We start from the raw sequence: 19,455 nt of genomic DNA, 5'->3' as shown, positions 1-19,455 counted from the left end.
GTCACCGCACCGTCAGTCGTTGCCACAGTGCGTCCACCAGCCGCGGCCAGGCCTCCTGATCCGGCCGGTACGCGCCCGACGTCGCGAGATAGACGGCGTCGAGCAGCCGGTCGGTCGGGAGCCCGCCTTCCGCCTTGCTCCGTTCGGCGAATTCGCGGATCAGCTCGTCCCGGTGTTCGCCGTGCTCGCCGACCAGATGACTGGCCACGATCGCCGCGAGCTGGTCCTCGTCCGGGTTCTCGATCCGCAATTGCAGGCAGCGGCGGAGGAAGGCCGGCGGGAACTCCCGCTCCCCGTTGCTGGTCATGATGACGATCGGAAAGGCGTGACAGCCGATCCGGCCGTCACGGACGACGGCGGTGCGCTCCGGATCGGCGGTGTGCACGGTGACCTCGGGATGCCGGTTGCGCACCCGGGCCAGCTCCTCGATCGAGAATTCGCCGTCCTCGAAGATCGACAGCAGATCGTTGGGCAGATCAGCCTCGGATTTGTCCAGTTCGTCGATCAACAACACCCGCGGCAACCTGACGGGCAAGAAAGCGGTGCCCAGCGGACCGAGCCGGACGAAATCACCGACCGGCGGTTCCTCGGCCTCACCACCGAGCTGGGCCTGACTCGTGGCCGCGGCCTGGACCCGGCCGATCGCGTCGTAGCCGTACAAACCGGAGTCCAGCGTGGTGTGGCTGGTGATCGCCCAGCGCAGCACCCTGCCCAGCCCCAGTTCCCTGGCGATGCGGTACGCGAGGCTGGACTTCCCGGTCCCCGGATTGCCCGTGACCAGCAACGGCCGCCGCAGATACAGGGCGGCGTTGACCATGTTCAATTCCGCCGCGTCGACGTCCTGCTCGGAAAACGTGAACTCGCTGCCAAGTCGGCGCTCCGCCTCCCCGTCGTCCGGCGGCGGCACGTCGTTCTCCGGCGGCGGGTCACCGCGATAAGCACGCCATGGCGGGGGCGCGGGCAGGAGTTGCGCGAGGTCGATGTCGTGAATAGGCCTTCCGGTGCCCCGATATATCCACCAATCGGGTGCGTCGACCTGCGACGTCCGGCCGTTCACGGTCGCGTCCTGATCGTTCCCGCTCATCCGCGGCATCCCCTTACAGTCGAGTCGGGATCAACGGCTGGTCCAGAACGATTACCCGTTTCGGGTCGTCCCACATTACCACCAGATCGTGAGCCAGAGAATTCTTGAACGGTACGGCGGCACCCGAATTCGCCAGTTTGCGGCGATCCGGAAGTTCGATAAAACCGCGCTCCTCGGCCAATACCCAGTCGAGCAACTCGCGCAGGTTCTCCGGCTCGGCGTCCGGATGCCACAGCACCACCGGCAAGCCGCTGCGCAGGGCACTTGTCAACTCGTCCGGTGCGGAACCCGGATCCGCCCGCGGCGACGGAGGTTTCGCCAAGACGAGCCCGACCCAGTGCTCGTCGCTCAGAATGGCGTCGATCGGGTGACCTTCGAACTCCGCGCATCCGGAATAGTGCAACCGTTCGGCGGCGGGGTTCTCCACCATCGAGTCCCAGCGAACGTGCCAAGCGCGATGCCAATACCTCGCCCGCATCCTCTCCAATGACCGTATTCCGAGACGGTACCCGTAGCGCAGCGGCTGAGGCTGCCCGGTCCCATGTTCCTTCGCCCACCGCTGCACGGGCAAATTGATCAACGTCCTCGGCAACAGGAATTCCACCGACGCGGACATGCTCTGACCGGACCACACCCCCTCGGTCTCCAGGATGACATCATCGACCCGGAACTCGACTTCCTCGATGCCTATTTCACGCACTCCACCGAGCGCCGGCGGCCAGACCTCCGGATCGTCCTGACGCCAGAACGCGAGTGTGCATCGCGTCGGATCGCCGGAAATCGGTTCGAGCATGATCATCAAATGGAGATGGGGGCGTTCCGGGAGTGGTGGCCTGTTCTTCTGCTGGTCACCGAGGGCGGGAACGAGCCGCAGCGATCGGGCCTGATCGGCTATCCAGCGCGCGATCATGGCACCCGGTTCGCCTTCCACGTTCTCCCCGAGCAGGCGCAAGAACGTCACCGCCGGCGGGATTCCGTCCGGTCCGGCGTTGAAATCGGTGAGCAGATGGAAAGCGCCCCACGCGTCGGTGACGCCCTCCAGCCGGGGCAACGGGACGGCGGGGCCGAGTGCCCGGCTCATCATCACGGCGAGCTGCGGGACCTCCATCCGGGTCAGATGGTGGTGCAGGCCGACCAGATCCTTGTGGGGGATCAAGTCCAGCACCGCGCTGTTCAGGTCGGCGACGAACAGGTCCTCGGCGGCCATCACCGCGGGCAGCTGTGGGACAGGTGCGGTGACCTCTCCGTGTAATCGTAAATAAGCCATTCCGGTGAAACTCTTCACCGTGACCGGTAACGCGTGGTACGACTCGGGTACCAGGCCCGGGTCCTTCTCGATGACGTCGGTGAAGAAACGTTCCGACGAGATGAACGCGATCATGCGGCCGGATTCCGCGAACGCGTCCTTCACCGTTTGCGCGTCCAGAATGCGGAAAGCGGTGTCGACCGCGTCGCCGACCCATCCGTTCCCGTCGTTCAGCACCTCGCCGGAGTTGAAACTCACCCGCAGCAGCATCCGCGCCTGCGGGGTCCGCGTGTGGTTGTACCGGCGGAGCGCGGCCACCATGCGATCCGGCAATCTGTCCGCGACCAGGCTTTTCGTCGTTCCCGGCGGGAGGAGGACCAGTGCTCCGTCACCGCGGTCGTCACATACGCAGGAATCGAAATCGACGCCGCTTTCGGCGAAAGCGGTTTTCAATACCTCGTACATGCCCTGTCGTACGGCGAGCCGATCGAGCGAGTTCCGGTCCGGGGCGGTGAAGCCCACGACGTCCACCACGACGATCGTGCGGTCGAGAGCCTGCGTCGGTAGCGCCACTGGCCCCCTCCCAAGGTCCACAGCGCCGACACCGGCGCCGAACGCAACATTATCGCGTCACTCGGCCCGGAGTTGAGTATCAATTGACAAATGAGTCCGGACATTTCCGTGCCGGTGATTCCCCGACCACCACGGAGCCCTCCCCGACCGCGCCGGGGAGGGCTCCGCTTTCACCGGGGGTCAGACGCCGGCGACCTGCTGGATCCAGCTGCGGTAGCGGGTGATGTTGGTGTAGGCGGTGTTGTTCGACCGGTCACTGGTCGAGGCGACACCGACCTGGCGGCCACCGGAGAACATCGGGCCGCCCGAGTCACCACCGGCGGTGATGCCGTCGACGCGGTTCGCGCAGACCGCGACGCCGCCGTTGTAGTCGCTGCAGTTGACCGAGTTGACCCGGACGGTGGCGACCTTCAGGTAGCGGGACTGGCAGTTGATCTCCGAACCGCACTGGCTGGTCGCGCCCCAGCCGTAGACCTGGACGTTCTGGCCGACCGCGACGTTGCTCGTGGTGCCGAGCGGCGAGTAGGTGGCGTTGACCGAGCTGGTCAGCTTGACGATGGCCAGGTCGGCGCCCGAGTGACGGGTGATGGTCGACCCGGTGGCCATGGTGCCGCCGCTCTGCTGGTCGAGGCTGCCGATCCGGAAGGTGTAGGTGCCGCTGCTGGCGACGCAGTGCTTGGCGGTGAGGATGTACTGCGGCGCGATGATCGTCGCGGTGCAGTTCTGCTGGCCGTTCACGAACAGCCGGGCCGCCCAGGGACCGCTCTGCGCGTTCTGGCCTCCGATGATCATCGGCTGCACGCCCGAGGGCTCGGCGGCGGTCGCGGCGGGGGCGGTCGAGCCGAGCAACGCCATGAAGGCGGTGCCTGCCAGCAGGACGAGGGAGCGCAGTCGCATGTTCCGACTCATTTCTGCGGCCGGGGTCCTGGCCGCGTCAGTGGGGACCAACGCGCTGATTCTGTGTCGTGCCAAGGGAATCCGGAAACCGACGAAAGTTCGCGTGCGCTACCTATTTATTTCCATGACGCGTGGAAGAGTTTTTTGAGTATGCGTCGAAGATCATTAGGTAGTCACTCGCCGAGCAGCCGCCACAGGGCGAGGGCGAGCCGCGCGCGGGTCAGGCCGGCGGGTTCGGTCACTTCGACGCCGAGGCTCTTCCCGATCTGGGTGAGCCGCCGGGCGACGCTGCTGTGGTGCAGGTGCAGGGAATCGGCGGCCTGACGCACGGAACCGGTGGCGCAGTAGGCGTCCAGCGTCCGCAGGTCCTCGGGATCCGCCGCGAGACTCGTGATCGCGACGACGTCGGCGTTGGCGCGCGTGTCCTCCTCCGGGATCCGCGCGAGCAGCGCCAGCGCGCCGAGTTCGTCGTACCGGATCACCGGCTGACGGGCGGTCGTGAAGCGAAGGGCGGTCCTGGCGTCCTGCCAGGACCGACGCGGGCATCCGGCGGCGCCGATCCCCGCGCGGACGCCTTCCGGGAACCGGACCGGATCCACCGAGGTGGCCAGGATGATGCCGACGTCGCCGAGTGACGCGGCCTTGACGGGACGCCCGTGGCAGATCAGGCTCCCGACCTTCTCGAGCGGGACCCCCGACCGGACCGCGGCCACGCGGATCGGCGCGTCGACGGGGAAACCCAGCAGCCGCAGGGCCCTGTTCCTGGCGGCGTCGTCACCATCGGCGCTGATCACGAGTTCCACCAGCGCCGGATCGGCCATGGTGGTGCGGGCGGGCCCGTAGCGTTCGACGACCGTCGCCACGGCGATCGCGAGCCGGTCCAGCACCGCGTCGTCGAGAGCGCCGGGCTCGCCCTGGCGTTCCAGCCAGACCGTGCCGATCTCTTCGTCGTCGAGGGTGACCGCCACCGTGGTGGACGCGGGCAGGGCCGCCGGAGCGGCTTCGCGTCCGTCCGGTGCCATGCGGAGGGTGCGCCCCGTGCTGTGGAGCCGGATGCCCGCCACGCATTCGGCCAGCCCCGCGCTGGCACGGGCGAGCGCCGGGAGGTCGACGCGGCGGCGCATCAGGGTGTCGTAGAACATCACGACCCGGATCGCGCCCTCGACGTCGGGATCGAGATGCGACAACCGTGCGGCCAGTGCCTCCATGTCCGCGAGCGTACGCGGCGATCGTCGCGCGAAGGGACGATCGCGCGCGACGGATGGCGGACGATCCCCGGTCCACCGGCTGGAAGGATGACCGTCATGGATCCCGAGCTGGAAGCCTTCGTCGCCCTGTTCCCTCCGGTGACACTCGACGACCCGGTCGCCGATCGCGCGAGCTTCGCGAAGCTGGCCACTTCGGTGCCGGGGCCGGACATCTCGGCGATGACGGTCGAGGACCGGACGGTGCCCGCGGAGCCCGCTGTGCCGGTCCGGGTCTACCGGCCGCACGAGGCGCGGGGCGCCGTCGTCTGGCTGCACGGCGGCGGCTGGGTCATGGGGAATCTGGACACCGAACATCCATGGGCGGCCCGGATCGCCGAAGCTTCCGGCGCGGTGGTGATCTCGGTGGAGTACCGCCTGGCGCCCGAGAATCCGTTTCCCGCGGCGCTCGACGACGTCTACGCGGTGCTGAACTGGACGGCGGACCACGCGGCCGAACTCGGTGTCTCCCCCGATCGGATCGCGATCGGCGGACACAGCGCGGGTGGTGGTCTCGCGGCCGCGGCGGCGCTGCGGGCACGCGACGAAGGAGGGCCTCGGATCTGCTTCCAGCTGCTCAACCAGCCGGGACTCGACGACCGGCGGGAGTCGTGGTCGGCGCGGACCTTCACCGACACGCCGTGGATGAACCGTGACAGGGTCGCCGCGATGTGGCGGTACTACCTGGACGGCAAGCCCGCCCCTTCGCCCTACGCCGCTCCGTCGCGCGCCACCGATCTCTCCGGTCTGCCGCCCGCGTACGTGGCCGCCGCCGAGTTCTGCCCCAATCGGGACGAGAACATCGACTACGCGGCGCGCATGCTGCGAGCGGGGGTCTCCGTCGAACTGCACCAGTGGCCGGGCACCTTCCACGGTTCGCAAGCGATCCTTTCCGCCGAGGTCTCGCGCCGTCAGCTCGACGAACTGGGCGGTGTCCTGCGCCGCGCGCTGGCCGGGTGACCCGCAAATGGGTTGACCCGGTCGTGGGACGGCGATGCACTGTCCCGATGCAGATCCGCCCCACGACCGCCGATGACCGCGACGTCTTCGTCGACACCCTGTTCGCCGCGTTCGCCCGTTTCCCGGACAGCGCGGGCGAGACCTGGTCCGCGCTGGAACTGGATCGCGGTCTGTTCGCCACGGCCGAGGACGGGCGACCCGTCGGCACGGCGGCCGCGTACTCCTTCGAGCTCACCCTTCCCGGTGAGGTCGTCGTCCCGGTCTCCGGGGTGACCGCCGTCGGCGTCCTGCCCACGCACCGGCGCCGGGGCGCGCTCAGCGCGATGATGCGGCGTCAGTTCGCCGACTTCCGGGCCAGGGGCGAGATCCTCTCCGTGCTGCTGGCCTCGGAGGCCCTGATCTACCGCCGGTTCGGCTACGGACCGGCGACCTACACCCACCGGCTGACCGTGCGGCGTCACCAGGCCGCGTTCGCCGTCCCCCGGGCCGACGAGGGCTCGATGGAACTGCTGCGCCGCGCCGATTGCGGCGAGCTCCTGGAAGAGGTCTACGACCGGTATCGCCGGGCACGGCCCGGCGCGCTTTCGCGTCCGCACCGCTGGTGGGCGGCGGAAGCCGGACAGGCACCGATCTCGGGCGCACCGCGCTACATCGCCGTGCACCGCGACGCCGACGGTGTCCCGGACGGATACGCCTCCTATTCGCACGGCGACCCCAGCACCTTGACCGTCGACGAGACCATCGCCGTCGACGACGCGGTGTCCACCGCGCTGGCCAGGTTCCTCCTCGAACACGACCTGATCACCGAGGTCGTCTTCAAGCACTGCCCGCCCGACCATCCGCTCCGGTGGCAGCTCGAGGACTTCCGCGCCGGTGAGATGGGCGGCGAAACCGACTGGCTCTGGGTGCGACTGCTGGACGTCCCCCGCGCGCTCGTCACCCGCGGCTGGTTCGCCGACGGCGAGCTCGTCCTCGACGTCGACGACCCGGCGCTCGGGGAGCACGGTCGCTACCTGCTGACCGTCCGGGACCGCGAAGCGAGTTGTGTCCCGACGGACCGGGAACCCGATCTGTCGCTGGACGTGAGCGATCTGGGCTCGCTGTATCTCGGCGGCACCGCCCCGAGCACGCTCGTCAGGGCCGGGCGCGTCCGCGCGCGCCACCCCGAAGTGGCCGCGCTCGCCGACACCCTGTTCCGTGCCGATCGTTCGCCGCACTGTCTGCACTGGTTCTGATCGCGCGAGGGCTCCGGTCTCAGAGCGCGGACGTTCGTTGACACCCCGTAGTGCCACTGCTCTACTCGGACGCATGCTCTGTACGGCCTGAATCAGTGTCCGCTCACTTTCGAGAAACACCCGGGAATTCCGGGCGCTCCGCCCTGCCCGGAATTCCCGTTCGCCCTCGCACAGAACGGAATTCGCCCATGACCACGACCGAAAACCGGGTCCGGTCCGCCACCGAATGGCTGGCCGTCGCGAAAGAGGTCGCCGCCGAACTAGCGGTGAACGCGGCCGAACGCGACCGGAAGAACGAAACGCCTTTCGCGGAAGTCCGGCTGCTCAAGGAAACCGGCCTCGTGACCCTGCTCGGCCCGGTGGAGCACGGCGGTGGCGGGCAGAGCTGGGAGACCGCCTATCGCGTGACCCGCGAGGTCGCGCGCGGCGACGGTTCGATCGGCCAGCTGCTCGGCTACCACTATCTCTGGGCGTGGGCCGCGCGTCTGGTGGCGACGGACGACCAGGTCGCCGCGGTCGAAGAGCTGTACACGCGGAACAACTTCGTGTTCGGTGGCGCGGTCAACCCCCGGGATTCCGATCTGACGATCACCGAGGACGGCGACGAACTCGTCTACAATGGACACAAGTCGTTCTCCACCGGCAGCGGGATCTCCGATCTGACAGTGCTCGAAGGTGTCCTCGAAGGCACCGAGGACCACGTCTTCGCCATCGTTCCGTCCGAACAGGACGGTATCGTCTTCCACGACGACTGGGACAACATCGGCCAGCGGCTCACCGAGTCGGGCAGCGTGACCATCACCGGCGTGCGGGTCCCGTGGGCGAGCGCGGCGGGTTACGTCGACAAGAAGTTCCGCCCCTTGACCTACAACACGCTCAACGTCCCGGCGATCCAGCTGGTGTTCGCCAACTTCTATCTCGGCATCGCGCAGGGCGCGCTGGAAACCGCGCTGGCGTACACGCGCGAGCACACCCGCGCGTGGCCGTACGGCGGCGACGACAAGGCGACTTCCGGCGAGGAGTGGTACATCCTCGAAGGCTACGGCGACCTCCAGTCGAAGCTGTGGGCCGCCGAAGCACTGGTGGACAAGGCGGGAACGGCGATCTCGGCCGTGCTGCACGCGCCGCGCGAAGAACTGACGCCCGAGACACGCGGCGAGATCGCGGTCCTCGTCGCCGCCGCCAAACAACGCGTGATCGACACCGGGCTCGAAATCGGCACGAAGATCTTCGAGCTGACCGGCGCCCGCGCGAGCGCCACGAAGTACGGCTTCGACCGATTCTGGCGGAACCTGCGGACGCATTCGCTTCACGACCCGGTGGCCTACAAACGGCGGGAAGTCGGCGCCTACGCGCTGCTGAACGAGCTCCCGGAACCCACCTGGTACACCTGAGCCTTCGGCGTGGGGGTGCTCACCGCTCGTGCGGCTGCCGGGGCGTTCGGCGGACTCACTTCGCCGTGTCGCGAAAGCCACTTTCGGGACATCTGGTGTCCCGAAAGTGGCTTTCACGACACTTGATGCCACCGGGACCGCTGGGCCGGAGTGCTCGTGATGTGAAAGCCACGTTCACAACCTTCAACGTTGCGAAAATGGCTTTCACAACACCGCCGCGCTTGATCAAGGCCCTACCGGCCACGTCCAGCGGTAGACCACGTGACGGACCCAGCAGGTAACCGAATACCGGTCCACCAGAACCCGAATCGCCACTCACGACCAACCCTCACCGCCGCCCCGGCCTGCCCGCAGTACAGAAGGCCCCTTTCTTGCGCTAGACGCAGTGAAGGGGGCCTTCATGTACTCGACAAAGGAGCGAAGGGCGAGTTTCCTCGGCTGAGCCGAGGCAAGGAGGCCTTCACGCGCAATAGTTGTGACCACTGGCGCTTCCGAGGCGCCTGTGGCAATCCCTGAAGGTCCGTGAAGGCCTCCTTCACTACCTTCAGGGTAGGCAAGGAGGCCTTCACGGACCGGACCTGTCAACAACAGCAGCCAGAGGCCAGTAGGTGCCTAAGACACCTTGGCCCTGCCCCGACCCGCCGCTCGCCGCGGCCTGCCCGCGGTACATGAAGGCCCCCTTCACTGCGTCTAGCGCAAGGATGGGGGCCTTCATGTACTTAGGGACCGGACACTCACGTCCTACCGTGCCGAGACAGGGCGTTCGTGTGACTGGCTGGACGACACGTGTGATCAGGCGGACGACACGCGTGACTGGCTGGACGACACGCTCGCCGCCGGGCCCCGACCCGGATCGCCCCTCACGACTCCCAGGTCACTCCTCGAAGCCTTCGTCGCCACCGTCGAAGACGTCCTCCATGACCTCACCGAGGATCATGCCGCCGACCACACCGGCCGCGGCACCGGCGACCATTCCGCCCATACCCGGGCCACGCCTGCCGTGCCCGCCATGATGACCGTGGTGGTCGTAGTCGTGGCCGTAGTGGTCCTGGTGGCCCTGGTGCCCGCCGAACATGGCGTGCCCGCCGCCGGATTCGGCGACGTTGGCCAGCCAGCCGTCGATGGCCGCGGCCCAGTCGGTGCGCAGGGCCTCCTCGTGCGAGACGTGGAAACGGCCGAAGGAGTCACCGCCGGAACGGAACATGCCGCCGCGTTTGTCGGCCTCCAGCACCACCACCAGGTCGTCCGGACTCGCGACGAAGGTCAGCTCCACCTGGTTGACGCGGCCGGCGTAGCGCGACGGCGGGAAGAACTCGATCTCCTGGAAGAATCCGAGCTCCTGCCGCACGCCGTGCAGCTGCCCGGCCTCGACGTCGGCGCTGCGGAACGAGAAACCCAGCTCGCCGAACGCCTCCAGCACCCTGTCCTGCGATGCCAGCGGCCCGACGAGCACCGGGTCGAGGTCGCCCTTGTCCGGGGCACCGGCGATGACGAGCTCGGTCCGCACGCCGACGACCATGCCCGGCAGCTCACGCCCGCCGACGGCGCTGATCGGCGTTTCCCACGGCAGCGCGATCCGGAACGGCACGGTGGTCAGCTGCCCCGCCGCCACCTTCACCTTTCGGCCCGCGCTGACCCGCAGGAACTCCGCGGTCCCGGCGCGCTCGTGGTCGCCGCGCTCGACCTCGACCCGGGTCACCAGCGAAAGCAGGATCTCTTCGATCTGGGCGTCGCTCGAACCGCCCTGGATGCGGACCTGTCCGGTGATCACCTCGCCGGGGACGGCGTGCGGCGAGTCGAGCACGGTGTCGACGGACGGGCCGCCGACCCCGAAGGCGCTGAGCATCCGTTTGAACATCAGGGATTTCCTCCGCTGGGTACTGGAACTGGGGTGCCGCGAAAGCGAACACTTCGACTACTACCGAGATCCGCCGCGGCACGCCAGGCAAACCGGGTTAAAAACCCCTAAACGGGCGCGGCGTCACTACCTTCCCAGATCGGCCTGGCGCACGTCGTGCAGGTGGATGACGACGTCGTAGGAACGCCCGAGCGAGATGGCCACGGGGTCGACGGGGAACAGCGTGCCGATCGTGCGAGTCGGCCGGGCGGTGTCCAGCCAGGCGCGGGCGGCGGGCGGTGCGGTGCGGAAGTCGAGGTAGAAGTCCTCGAAACGAACCTTGTCGAGGGTGTGCTCGTTCGACCCGGGCGGCGCCGCCGGGACGGAGAACCGCTTCCAGTCGCCGCCGATCGCGATGTCCTTGGACAGGAAGGACCCCCTGTCGAAGCTGAAGCCGACCGGCAGGTAGTCGCGGCCCAGCGTCTCGCGCAGGAAGGCACCTTGGGTCTTCGGGTACATCTCCGGGTTGTCCGGGATGTAGGCGACGTGGGTGTTGTGCGCGGAGAGCAGGACCTTGTGCCCGGTCCGCCGCTGCCACCAGGCGACGTTCTGCGCCATCGCCTGATCCCGCAGGATCTGGAAGCCGGGCAGCGACTTCGGGTCCGAGAGGTCGACGGAGAGGAAGCGGGCGGTCTGCGCGACGAACCGGGCGTGCTGAAAGGTCCAGTCGAGGTCGTCCACGCCGGGGAGCCCCTTGATCAGCTCCAAGGCCTGCTCCGCCTTGGTGGCGAGCCGCTTCCGTTCGTCGAGCGGTTTGCGCAGGTAGGCGAGGTGGTCGTCGATCGGGCGAATACCGGTGTAGAGCTCGTTCAGCCGGGGCAGCGCCGCCGGGTGGTGCTGCTTCACGTAGTCGGTGATCCTGGCGAAGAACGCGTCGTTGATCGAAGGCCCGCCGAGGTCGTCACCGACGAAGTGCACGGTCCGGGCGGGGTGGGCGCGGTTGTAGTCGCGCATCCACCGGATCAGGCTGACGAACTCCTCGCGGTCCCACGGGGAACCGGCCACCGTCCGCTTCAGGATCTCGCGGGCGTCACCCCGGCCGGTCTGGACGTAGTCGTCGATCTCCATGCCCGCCGACCAGCTCGCCTCCAGCGCGAACGCCCGGAACCCCTTCTCCTCGACGAGATAGCGGAACACCCGCTCCTTCAACGCGAAGAACTCGTGCGAGCCGTGCGTGGCCTCGCCGAGACCGACCACCTTCGCGCCGCCGATCATCGCGCCCAGTGCCCGCAGGTCGGCGGTGTTCCGGCCGGGTTCGGTCGAACGCAGCGGATGCGCCGCGAGGTCCAGCGACCACACCGGGTCGCGCCAGGACCCGGCCGGCCCCGCCGTCTCCGCCGCGTTCGCCGCCGGCGCGAGCATCGCCCCGGTCGCCACCACCGCGGCGACCGCCAGACCCCGTCTCCCCCAGCGCTTCCTGTTCTTCGTCATACCCGTCAACCCCTTCGTTCCGATGTCGAAGACGATCATCGTCCGAGGAGAGGGGTCGGCGCGCTGCAGCAAAGCTCCTATTTGGGGTGGGGAAAACCCCACCCCGCGACGCGAAGGCGGGTGGACCCCCGCCGCCGGAGTGTGGGTCCCGGCGGCGGGAATCCACCCGCGTTTATCTCCCTCCGCAGCGGCTGATCGTCACTCCGCGCGCCACAACGCGGGCGTGTTCGGCGGCTCCCAGCCGGGCTGGGCGGTGTGCGCCTGCAAGCACACGTAACCGCGACCGCTGTAGGTGACCCGGGCGCCCGCGGAATAGCCGGTTCCCGCCGCCCAGGTCGTCCCGCCAGGCGGGTTGGAGGTCGAAGTGGGCGGATTGGAGGTCGTCGGGTTCGAGCTGGTCGGCCGGGTCGACGTCGGCGTCTGCCGCACGTTGAGCACGAAGTCGAACGCGGCCTCCTTGGCCGTGCCCACGTCGCGCACCTCCATCAGCAGCCGCGGATCGAAGATCGTGTCGGTGTTGTTGCGCGGCTCGTTGGGGAAGTAGAGCTGCGTGGTCAGGATCGGCCTGCCGGGCGCCTGGACCTTGACGTGGATGTGCCGCGTGCGGCCGGGGTACAGGCCGGGCACGATCGTGCTCAGCGAGAACTTGCCCTGGTCGTCGGTGTACTGGTGACCGCGGAAGGTGTACCCCGAGTTGTCGTAGTTGCCGTTGACGTCGGCCTGCCAGAAGTCCAGCAGCGCCCGCGCGATCGGCTGGCACGCGAGACCGAAGACGAAGCCGGAGACGGTGAGCCTCGTGCCTTGCGTGCCCGGGGTGACGAGCGACGTCCGCTCCGGAGAGTTCGGCTTGAAGTAAGGACCTTCGGTCTGCGCGATGGTCGGGGCGTCTCCGTCGTGACATTCCGGGGTCAGCTCGGGCGTCTTGCCGCTCGCGACGGTGGTGCGCGCGAGAGCGGGGCCACCGACCAGCGCGACCGGGGCGACGACACCCGCGGCGAGCGCGGCCTTCAGCACAGTCTTTCGGCTGAGCTTGTTATCTTCGTCCATGACCTGCTCCTCGTGGGGCTTCGGGAATCACCCTCGACGGTATGGAGAAGATCAGCTCCGGACGATGGACTGCCTTGGTCAGTCGTGGTGAATCTCCGGGGGCGCGTCTCCGGTCCGGCGATAATCACCGGGGCTCAACCCCGTTTCCCGCCGGAAGAACCGGCAGAAATAAGCGGGATCCGCGAATCCGACCCGGCTGGCGACTTGCCGGACGGTGAGATCCGTGCCGAGCAGGAACCGTTTCGCCTCGCGAGTCCTGGCTTCGCGCATCAGTTGTGCCGCCGTCCGGCCGGTCGCCGTTTTCACCGCGTCGGTGAGATATCCCGGTGTGACGCCGATGCGTTCCGCGAGCGCGCCGACCGACCAGAGCCCGAGATCGGGCCTGCCGAGCAATCGCGCGAATTCCGTTCCCACCGCCTGCGCCCTGGCGGGCGGGCGCGGATCCGCCAGTCCCGGCAATCGTCCGGCCCGGACGATCAGCACGTGCATCAGGGCCCGCAGCACCGAATCGGTACCCTGGCCGCCACAACGGAATTCCTCGTCCAGTTCGGCGACCAGCCGCGAGGTTTCCTCGGCCGCGCGTTCGTCGAGCCGCCACGGCTTCTGACTCAGCCGTCGCAGGGTTTCGCGATCCGCCGGATGTTCGAGCAGGAAGTCGTCGGTGAACAGGACCACGAATCCGGTGAGGTCGCGGGCATCCCAATGATGCACCTGCCCCGGTGTTATGACCGCGAGCTGGGGCGGCCCCAATTCCCAGCGCGTGAAATCGATGACGTGGTCGCCACTGCCGCCGGTGACGTGGACTATTTCGTAGAAAGTGTGCCGATGCGGGAATGCCGCTCGCGACATCGGCCCGATGGTGTCGAACGTTCCGACCGTGAACGGCAGGGCGTCCGGCGCGCGGACCTCCAGCCGATGAAGTGGCAATTCCCCCGCCTTCGGTTCGAGGCAAGGAGTCCTGGGCAACACCGTCGTTCCGCGCATGGACCGGTCCCTTTCACCACACTGGGGAATGAAAAGTCTAGACCAATGTTTCGGCGCTGACTGCCAACGGAAGTCGCATCTCGCCGCCGGGTACAGTCGTGATCATCGACGCACGTCCGAAGGGTCACCGAGCGATGTCTCCAGTCACGTCGCGCGGCCGGGCCTGGTGGCCGGTCGGCGCGTTCGCCGCCCTGGCGCTGGCGTGCCTCGTGGCCTGGGCGACGACGGGCGATTCCCACAGCGACCTCGAGATCTACCGCTTCGGTGTCGACACACTGTGGAACGGCGGCGACCTCTACGGCGCGCTGCCGCTGTCGGACGCCGGCATCCCGCTGCTGTTCATCTATCCGCCGTTCGCCGCCCTGGTGCTCACCCCGCTGGCACTGGTGCCGTGGACCGGCTCCGTACTCCTGCTGTTCGCGCTCGGCCTGGCCGCGCTGGGGGTGACCTTCTACGCGATCGCCCGCACGCTGTGGCCGTCAGCGGACCGGCGGAAAGCGCTGCTCGTCGCGTCGCTGGCGATCACCCCGGCGCTCTTCCTCGAACCGGTCCGCCAGACGCTCGGCTTCGGCCAGATCAACCTGCTGCTGATGGGCCTCGTCGCGGCCGACTGCCTGCTCGCCCGTGGCCGCTACCGGGGTATCGGCGTCGGGCTCGCCGCGGCCGTCAAGCTGACGCCGATGGCGTTCCTGCTGTTCTTCCTCGTACGCAAGGACTTCCGCGGCGCGCTGACCGCGACGGGCACGTTCGTCGCCGCCTCGGCCGTCGCGTTCGCGGTCGCCCCGGAGGCTTCCGCGCGCTACTGGTTCGGCGGCCTCGCCGGCGCGTCGGGGATCAGCGGAACCTCGTTCCACACCAACCAGACCCTGCAAGCGGTGCTCGCGCGCTTCGGCGCCGAGTCCGCCAAGCCGTGGTGGCTCGTCCTCACCGGCGTGCTGCTGGTGCTGGTGACGCTGACCATGTACCGGTCGGCCGCGGTGCCCGCGCTGCTGCTGAACGCGACGTTCGCCCTGCTCATCTCGCCGACGTCGTGGTCGCATCACTGGGTGTGGATCGCCCCGGCGCTGTTCACGACCGCCGCCTTCGTGGTGCTCCATCGCCGGGATCGCCGGCGGGCACTGGCCTGGCTGGCCGTCACCGGGGTGATCGCCACGGTCTTCGTCACGGCGCCGTTCCGGTACTTCCCGGCCTTCGACCGGCCCGGTCAGACGTGGACGGCCGCCCAGCAGTGGCTGGGAAACTGCTACGTCCTCGCGGGCTTGGTCTTTCTGGTCTGCGCGGGCGTCTTCGCGCTGCGGAAAGGACCGCGATGCTCGACCTGACCGGCACCACCACCCTCGTCACCGGGGCCAGCGGCGGCATCGGCCGGGGTATCGCCCTGCGCTTCGCCGAAGCGGGCAGTGCCGTCGCCGTGCACTACCACCGCGACGAGGCCTCGGCGCTCGCCGTCGTCGACCATGTCGAAGCGGCCGGGGGCACCGCCGCCGCGTTCACCGCCGACCTGACCGACGACGGCGAATGCAGGCGGCTCGTGGCCGCCGCCGCGGCCTGGACCGGACGGCTGGACACCCTGGTCAACAGCGCGGGTGTGCAGCCGGTCGAGCCGTTGCCGGGGATGTCGGCGGAAAGCTGGCGCGCCGTCCTCGACGCGAACCTGACCAGCGCGTTCTCGTGCACGCAGGCCGCGGCCGAGGTGATGAGCGGCGGCAGCGTCGTCCACATCGCCTCGATCGAAGCGGACCGGCCCGCGCCGGGTCACGCGCACTACAGCAGCGCGAAGGCCGCTCTGGTCATGCACGCCCGCGCCGCCGCGCTCGAATACGGGCCTCGGGGCCTCCGCGTCAACGCCGTCTCCCCCGGCCTGATCGACCGTCCCGGACTCGGCGACGCCTGGCCCGACGGCGTCCGGCGCTGGGAACAGGCCGCGCCTCTGGGCAGGCTCGGCACCCCCGGCGACGTCGCGAACGCCTGCCTGTTCCTCGCCTCGCCGCTCGCGTCGTGGATCACGGGACACAACCTGATCGTGGACGGCGGCGTCTCGGCGCATCCCACCTGGTGATCATCCTGCTGTGACCTCCGCCACAAGTGGCGAAGGGTATTGGTTCGACCGGGAAACGATCCGGCACACCATCGGGTGGGAATTCCGGCGGGCTTCATCAAATCCGATGGCCTCATCGTGACGGATTGTCGATCACCGCGACGGTAAACGATTGCCACACCCGCTCGTGCGGATGCCTTGGCGCGACGCACATCCGCTGACGCTCGGTCGCCACGCTGCTACAGTCCGAAGTGGTTCGAATTCCTCCGAATTTCTGAGCCGTCCCCACGATTATCGCGCCGACTTCCGGCATTTTCCCCAGAAAAGGCATCACTTGACGGATCTCAACCCTCCGTGGAACGTGACCGCGTTCCTCGGGGCCGACCCCTGCCTGCTCGACTCCGTGCGCGAACTCCGCGCCCGGATCCTGTTCGACCGCGGCCGACGGCCGGCTTTTCGCCGGGCCGACGGTTCGCACACCGACGATCAGGACCTCGACTTCGGTGCCTGGCATTTCGTCGCCCGGCAGCGGCCGGACGGCCCACCGCTCGGCTACATCCGGCTTTCCACCCCCGCCACCGGCGACAGCTTCCAGTCCCGGACCTACCTCGGCACCGAGCGGTACGAGGAATTGCTTGCCGCACAAGGCATCGAGCCCGGCACGGTCTTCGAGCACAGCCGGCTCGTCGTCGAGCACCGGTCCCGGAAACTCGGCCTCGGGCAGTACCTCAACGCGCTCGCGATCGGTGCCGCGCATCATCTCGGCGCCCACGCCATGATCGGTACTTCGGGCACCGGGGACGGGCAGGACCGGTTCCACGAGCAGTTCGGTTTCCAGCCGATGCCGGGCACCCGCCGCTACGTCGAGCAGTACACCGAAGACGTCGTGATCATGTTCCACCGCGTCGCCGACGGTGCCGGGCGGCACCACGATCTCGTCACCCGGCTCCGGGACGAGTTCCCCGGGATCGCCACTTCCACCCCTGCCCCGCTCACCTCCCGGACGTCGTCGGGCAGGCCCGCGCCCGACGCGCTCGCCACCGTCTCCGAGCCCGATCGCGACCTGTGGCGGCCGACCCTGCTCACGGCCCGCAACGCGATGGACTTCCAGTCCCTGACGGCATTGCTGGCCTACGGCGACGTTCGCGAGATCCACGACACGATCGACGAGCAGTTGACCGAACTGGTCCGCAGCCGCGACCCGTCCTGCCGGGACGAGGACGAGATCCAAGTCAGGAAACGGGAACAGCTGGCCGGGCTGGCGCTCTGGGAGTACGGCACATGGGTCTGGTACCCGTGGTCGCGACGGCTCGTGCACGTCCTGCCGCGCGACGAGTTCCGGCTCGTGCGCACGGATCGCAACCGCGGCAAGATCGACCGGCCGGAACAGCGCCGCCTGTTCGGCAAGCGGATCGGGATCATCGGGCTTTCGGTCGGCAACAGCGCGGCGCTCACGCTCGCGCTCGAAGGCATCGGCGGCGCCTACAAGCTGGCGGATTTCGACGACTTCAGCCTCTCTAATCTCAACCGGCTCCGCGCCGGTGTGCACGAACTCGGCGTCAACAAAGCGGTCCTGTCCGCGCGCCAGCTGTTCGAGATCGATCCGTACCTCGACATCGAGATCCACCGCGACGGGCTGACCGAGGACAACATCGAGGCGTTCTTCACCGGCGGGCAAGGCGCGATCGACCTCCTGATCGAGGAGTGCGACACCCCGTGGGTCAAGATCGCGGCCCGCGAACACGCGCGCGATCTGCGCCTCCCGGTCGTCATGGACTGCAACGACCGCGGCATGCTCGACGTCGAACGCTTCGACCTCGAGCCGGACCGGCCACTGTTGCACGGCCTGCTCGGCGACATCAAGTCCGTGGACGTCATCGACCTCGGCCCGCAGGAGAAGGTCGACCTGATCCTGGCCATGGTCGACGCCGACCGGATCAGCCCGGAACTGGCCGCCTCCTTCGGCGAACTCGGCCGCACCCTGAGCAGCTGGCCGCAACTGGCGTCCGGGGTCGCGCTCGGTGGCGCGCTGTGCGGCGAGGCCGCGCGGCGTGTCCTGCTCGGACAGTCGTGTGCGTCGGGCCGGTTCTACACCGACCTCGACCGGCAGCTCGGCCCGGAGCGGAGCACGGTCACGTGACCCCGCTGCCCGTCCGGATCGCCGGCACCGGCGTCCATCTGCCCCCGGACGTCGTCACCAACCGGCGGCTCTCCGAAACGCTCGACACCTCCGACGAGTGGATCGTCCACCGCACCGGGATCAGGGAACGCCGCTGGCTCTCCCCGGATCTCGCCACTTCGGACATGTGCGTGGCCGCCGCCCTGTCCGCGCTCACGGCGGCGGACTGTACCGCGACGGACGTCGACGTGATCATCGTCGCGACGTACACCTACGACCAGCCACTGCCGTCGACGGCCCTGATCGTCAAGGAGGCCCTCGGCGCCTTCCGGGCACTCACCTTCGACATCACGCAGGCGGCCTGCGCGAACGGCGTCCAGGCCCTGTTCCTCGGTTCCCTGCTGGTGCAAACCGGTGCGGCGCGACGGGTTCTGGTGATCGCGGGCGACAGCGCGTCCCGCGTGACCGACCCGGAAGACCGCACCACCCGGGTCTTCTTCGGCGACGCCGCCGGTGCCGCCGTCCTGGCCCGGGCGACGGCACCCGGCGCCGGCCTGCTCGGCTGGGACTTCGGCGCCGAACTGTCCTACGACGTCGAGATCCCGGCCGGCGGCTCGCGGCGGCCCGCCGGGGCGACGACGTTCGCCGATCGGTTGCACTACCTCAAGATGAACGGCCGGACGGTGTGGGACACCGCCACCCGGTGTCTGCCGGACAGTGTCCTGAACGCCACCGCCCGGGCCGGTCTGACCGTGGAAGAGGTGAGTCATTTCTTTCTGCACCAGGCCAACCTGAACATCGTGCGGGCGGCGATGGACAAACTCGGCATGCCGCGTGAGCGTGCGCCGATCACCGTCGACAGGCTCGGCAACACCGGGTCCGCGGGGGTTTTCACCGTGCTGCACGAAGGTTTCTCCAGCGGAGTGGTGCGGCCGGGTGATGTTTTCGTCGTGTCGGCGATCGGGGCGGGGTTCCAGTGGGGCACTTTGTGCTTCCGGGCTTAGGGACCGGTTGATCTAGGGGTCGCGCGTCTTGCGGGGTGCGGGTGTCGCGAAAGCCACTTTCGGGACGTCTGATGTCCCGAAAGTGGCTTTCGCAACGTTGGAGTCGGTGGAGCGCACCGGGTCGAGGTGGTCGTGAGTGGAGGATTCGGGTTCTATTGCGCCGTAAGACGAAAGTGCCCTGTTCGCTTGCCGGCGGGTCTGCTTGGGACGTTGCGGAAACGCCATATTATCAAAGAAAAGCTATGAAAATTTGTTTGTCAACACAACCGCCCCCCCCCGCAACCCCCCCCCCCCACGCGGGG

15 protein-coding genes are annotated in these 19,455 nt (G+C 68.4%); 7 read left to right on the top strand and 8 right to left on the bottom strand.

Going from position 1 to position 19,455, the window contains the following annotated elements; genetic code table 11:
* Position 1: 1 nt before the first annotated feature.
* The 4 genes from ACFWMR_RS23510 to ACFWMR_RS23495 form a co-directional block, all read right to left on the bottom strand.
* Positions 2 to 1,084, bottom strand: coding sequence for an AAA family ATPase (locus ACFWMR_RS23510; RefSeq protein WP_378379909.1), 1,083 nt, complete (start codon positions 1,082 to 1,084; stop codon positions 2 to 4).
* A 13-nt stretch (positions 1,085 to 1,097) separates the two neighbouring features.
* Positions 1,098 to 2,903 carry a VMAP-C domain-containing protein gene (locus ACFWMR_RS23505; protein ID WP_378379908.1) on the bottom strand — a complete coding sequence of 602 codons (1,806 nt, stop codon included), beginning with the start codon at positions 2,901 to 2,903 and terminating at the stop codon, positions 1,098 to 1,100.
* Between the two features lie 180 nt (positions 2,904 to 3,083).
* Positions 3,084 to 3,800, bottom strand: a complete 717-nt coding sequence (locus ACFWMR_RS23500) for a S1 family peptidase (RefSeq protein WP_191258139.1) — start codon at positions 3,798 to 3,800, stop codon at positions 3,084 to 3,086.
* Between the two features lie 173 nt (positions 3,801 to 3,973).
* Entirely contained in the window at positions 3,974 to 5,008 is a 1,035-nt protein-coding gene (locus ACFWMR_RS23495; protein WP_378379907.1) for a helix-turn-helix domain-containing protein, read from the bottom strand.
* Between the two features lie 96 nt (positions 5,009 to 5,104).
* Between ACFWMR_RS23495 and ACFWMR_RS23490 the strand changes: the two genes are divergently transcribed.
* The 3 genes from ACFWMR_RS23490 (at position 5,105) to ACFWMR_RS23480 (ending at position 8,633) form a co-directional block, all read left to right on the top strand.
* Positions 5,105 to 6,004, top strand: a complete 900-nt coding sequence (locus ACFWMR_RS23490) for an alpha/beta hydrolase (protein WP_378379906.1) — start codon at positions 5,105 to 5,107, stop codon at positions 6,002 to 6,004.
* Between the two features lie 47 nt (positions 6,005 to 6,051).
* Positions 6,052 to 7,239: a GNAT family N-acetyltransferase gene (locus ACFWMR_RS23485; protein ID WP_378379905.1), complete on the top strand. Its 1,188-nt coding sequence runs from the start codon at positions 6,052 to 6,054 to the stop codon at positions 7,237 to 7,239.
* A gap of 188 nt (positions 7,240 to 7,427) precedes the next feature.
* A complete protein-coding gene (locus ACFWMR_RS23480) occupies positions 7,428 to 8,633 on the top strand; it encodes an acyl-CoA dehydrogenase family protein (protein ID WP_378379904.1) in 1,206 nt (401 codons plus the stop codon).
* Positions 8,634 to 9,507: 874 nt separating this feature from the next.
* Here ACFWMR_RS23480 and ACFWMR_RS23475 read toward each other — a convergent pair.
* The 4 genes from ACFWMR_RS23475 to ACFWMR_RS23460 form a co-directional block, all read right to left on the bottom strand.
* Positions 9,508 to 10,491, bottom strand: coding sequence for a sporulation protein (locus ACFWMR_RS23475; protein WP_378379903.1), 984 nt, complete (start codon positions 10,489 to 10,491; stop codon positions 9,508 to 9,510).
* Positions 10,492 to 10,617: 126 nt separating this feature from the next.
* On the bottom strand, positions 10,618 to 11,961 hold the full coding sequence (locus ACFWMR_RS23470) for an erythromycin esterase family protein (protein WP_378379902.1): 1,344 nt from the start codon (positions 11,959 to 11,961) through the stop codon (positions 10,618 to 10,620).
* Positions 11,962 to 12,159: 198 nt separating this feature from the next.
* On the bottom strand, positions 12,160 to 13,008 hold the full coding sequence (locus ACFWMR_RS23465) for a dioxygenase family protein (RefSeq protein WP_378278628.1): 849 nt from the start codon (positions 13,006 to 13,008) through the stop codon (positions 12,160 to 12,162).
* Between the two features lie 78 nt (positions 13,009 to 13,086).
* Positions 13,087 to 13,992: an AraC family transcriptional regulator gene (locus ACFWMR_RS23460; protein ID WP_378379901.1), complete on the bottom strand. Its 906-nt coding sequence runs from the start codon at positions 13,990 to 13,992 to the stop codon at positions 13,087 to 13,089.
* A gap of 134 nt (positions 13,993 to 14,126) precedes the next feature.
* Here ACFWMR_RS23460 and ACFWMR_RS23455 point away from each other — a divergent pair, with 134 nt between their 5' ends.
* The 4 genes from ACFWMR_RS23455 to ACFWMR_RS23440 all read left to right on the top strand — a co-directional run bounded on the left by ACFWMR_RS23455 (position 14,127) and on the right by ACFWMR_RS23440 (position 19,153).
* A complete protein-coding gene (locus ACFWMR_RS23455; protein ID WP_378379900.1) occupies positions 14,127 to 15,314 on the top strand; it encodes a glycosyltransferase 87 family protein in 1,188 nt (395 codons plus the stop codon).
* Entirely contained in the window at positions 15,302 to 16,051 is a 750-nt protein-coding gene (locus tag ACFWMR_RS23450) for an SDR family NAD(P)-dependent oxidoreductase (RefSeq protein ID WP_378379898.1), read from the top strand. Before ACFWMR_RS23455 ends, ACFWMR_RS23450 begins: the two co-directional genes overlap by 13 nt.
* A 313-nt stretch (positions 16,052 to 16,364) precedes the next feature.
* Positions 16,365 to 18,170 (top strand): ThiF family adenylyltransferase, encoded by a 1,806-nt coding sequence (locus tag ACFWMR_RS23445; RefSeq protein WP_378379896.1) that lies wholly within the window; start codon positions 16,365 to 16,367, stop codon positions 18,168 to 18,170.
* Entirely contained in the window at positions 18,167 to 19,153 is a 987-nt protein-coding gene (locus ACFWMR_RS23440; protein ID WP_378379895.1) for a 3-oxoacyl-ACP synthase III family protein, read from the top strand. Before ACFWMR_RS23445 ends, ACFWMR_RS23440 begins: the two co-directional genes overlap by 4 nt.
* Positions 19,154 to 19,455 lie beyond the last annotated feature (302 nt).

Source organism: Amycolatopsis thailandensis (genome assembly GCF_042723255.1).
Lineage (GTDB): Bacteria > Actinomycetota > Actinomycetes > Mycobacteriales > Pseudonocardiaceae > Amycolatopsis > Amycolatopsis thailandensis.
This window is presented reverse-complemented; position numbering and strand designations above follow the sequence as displayed.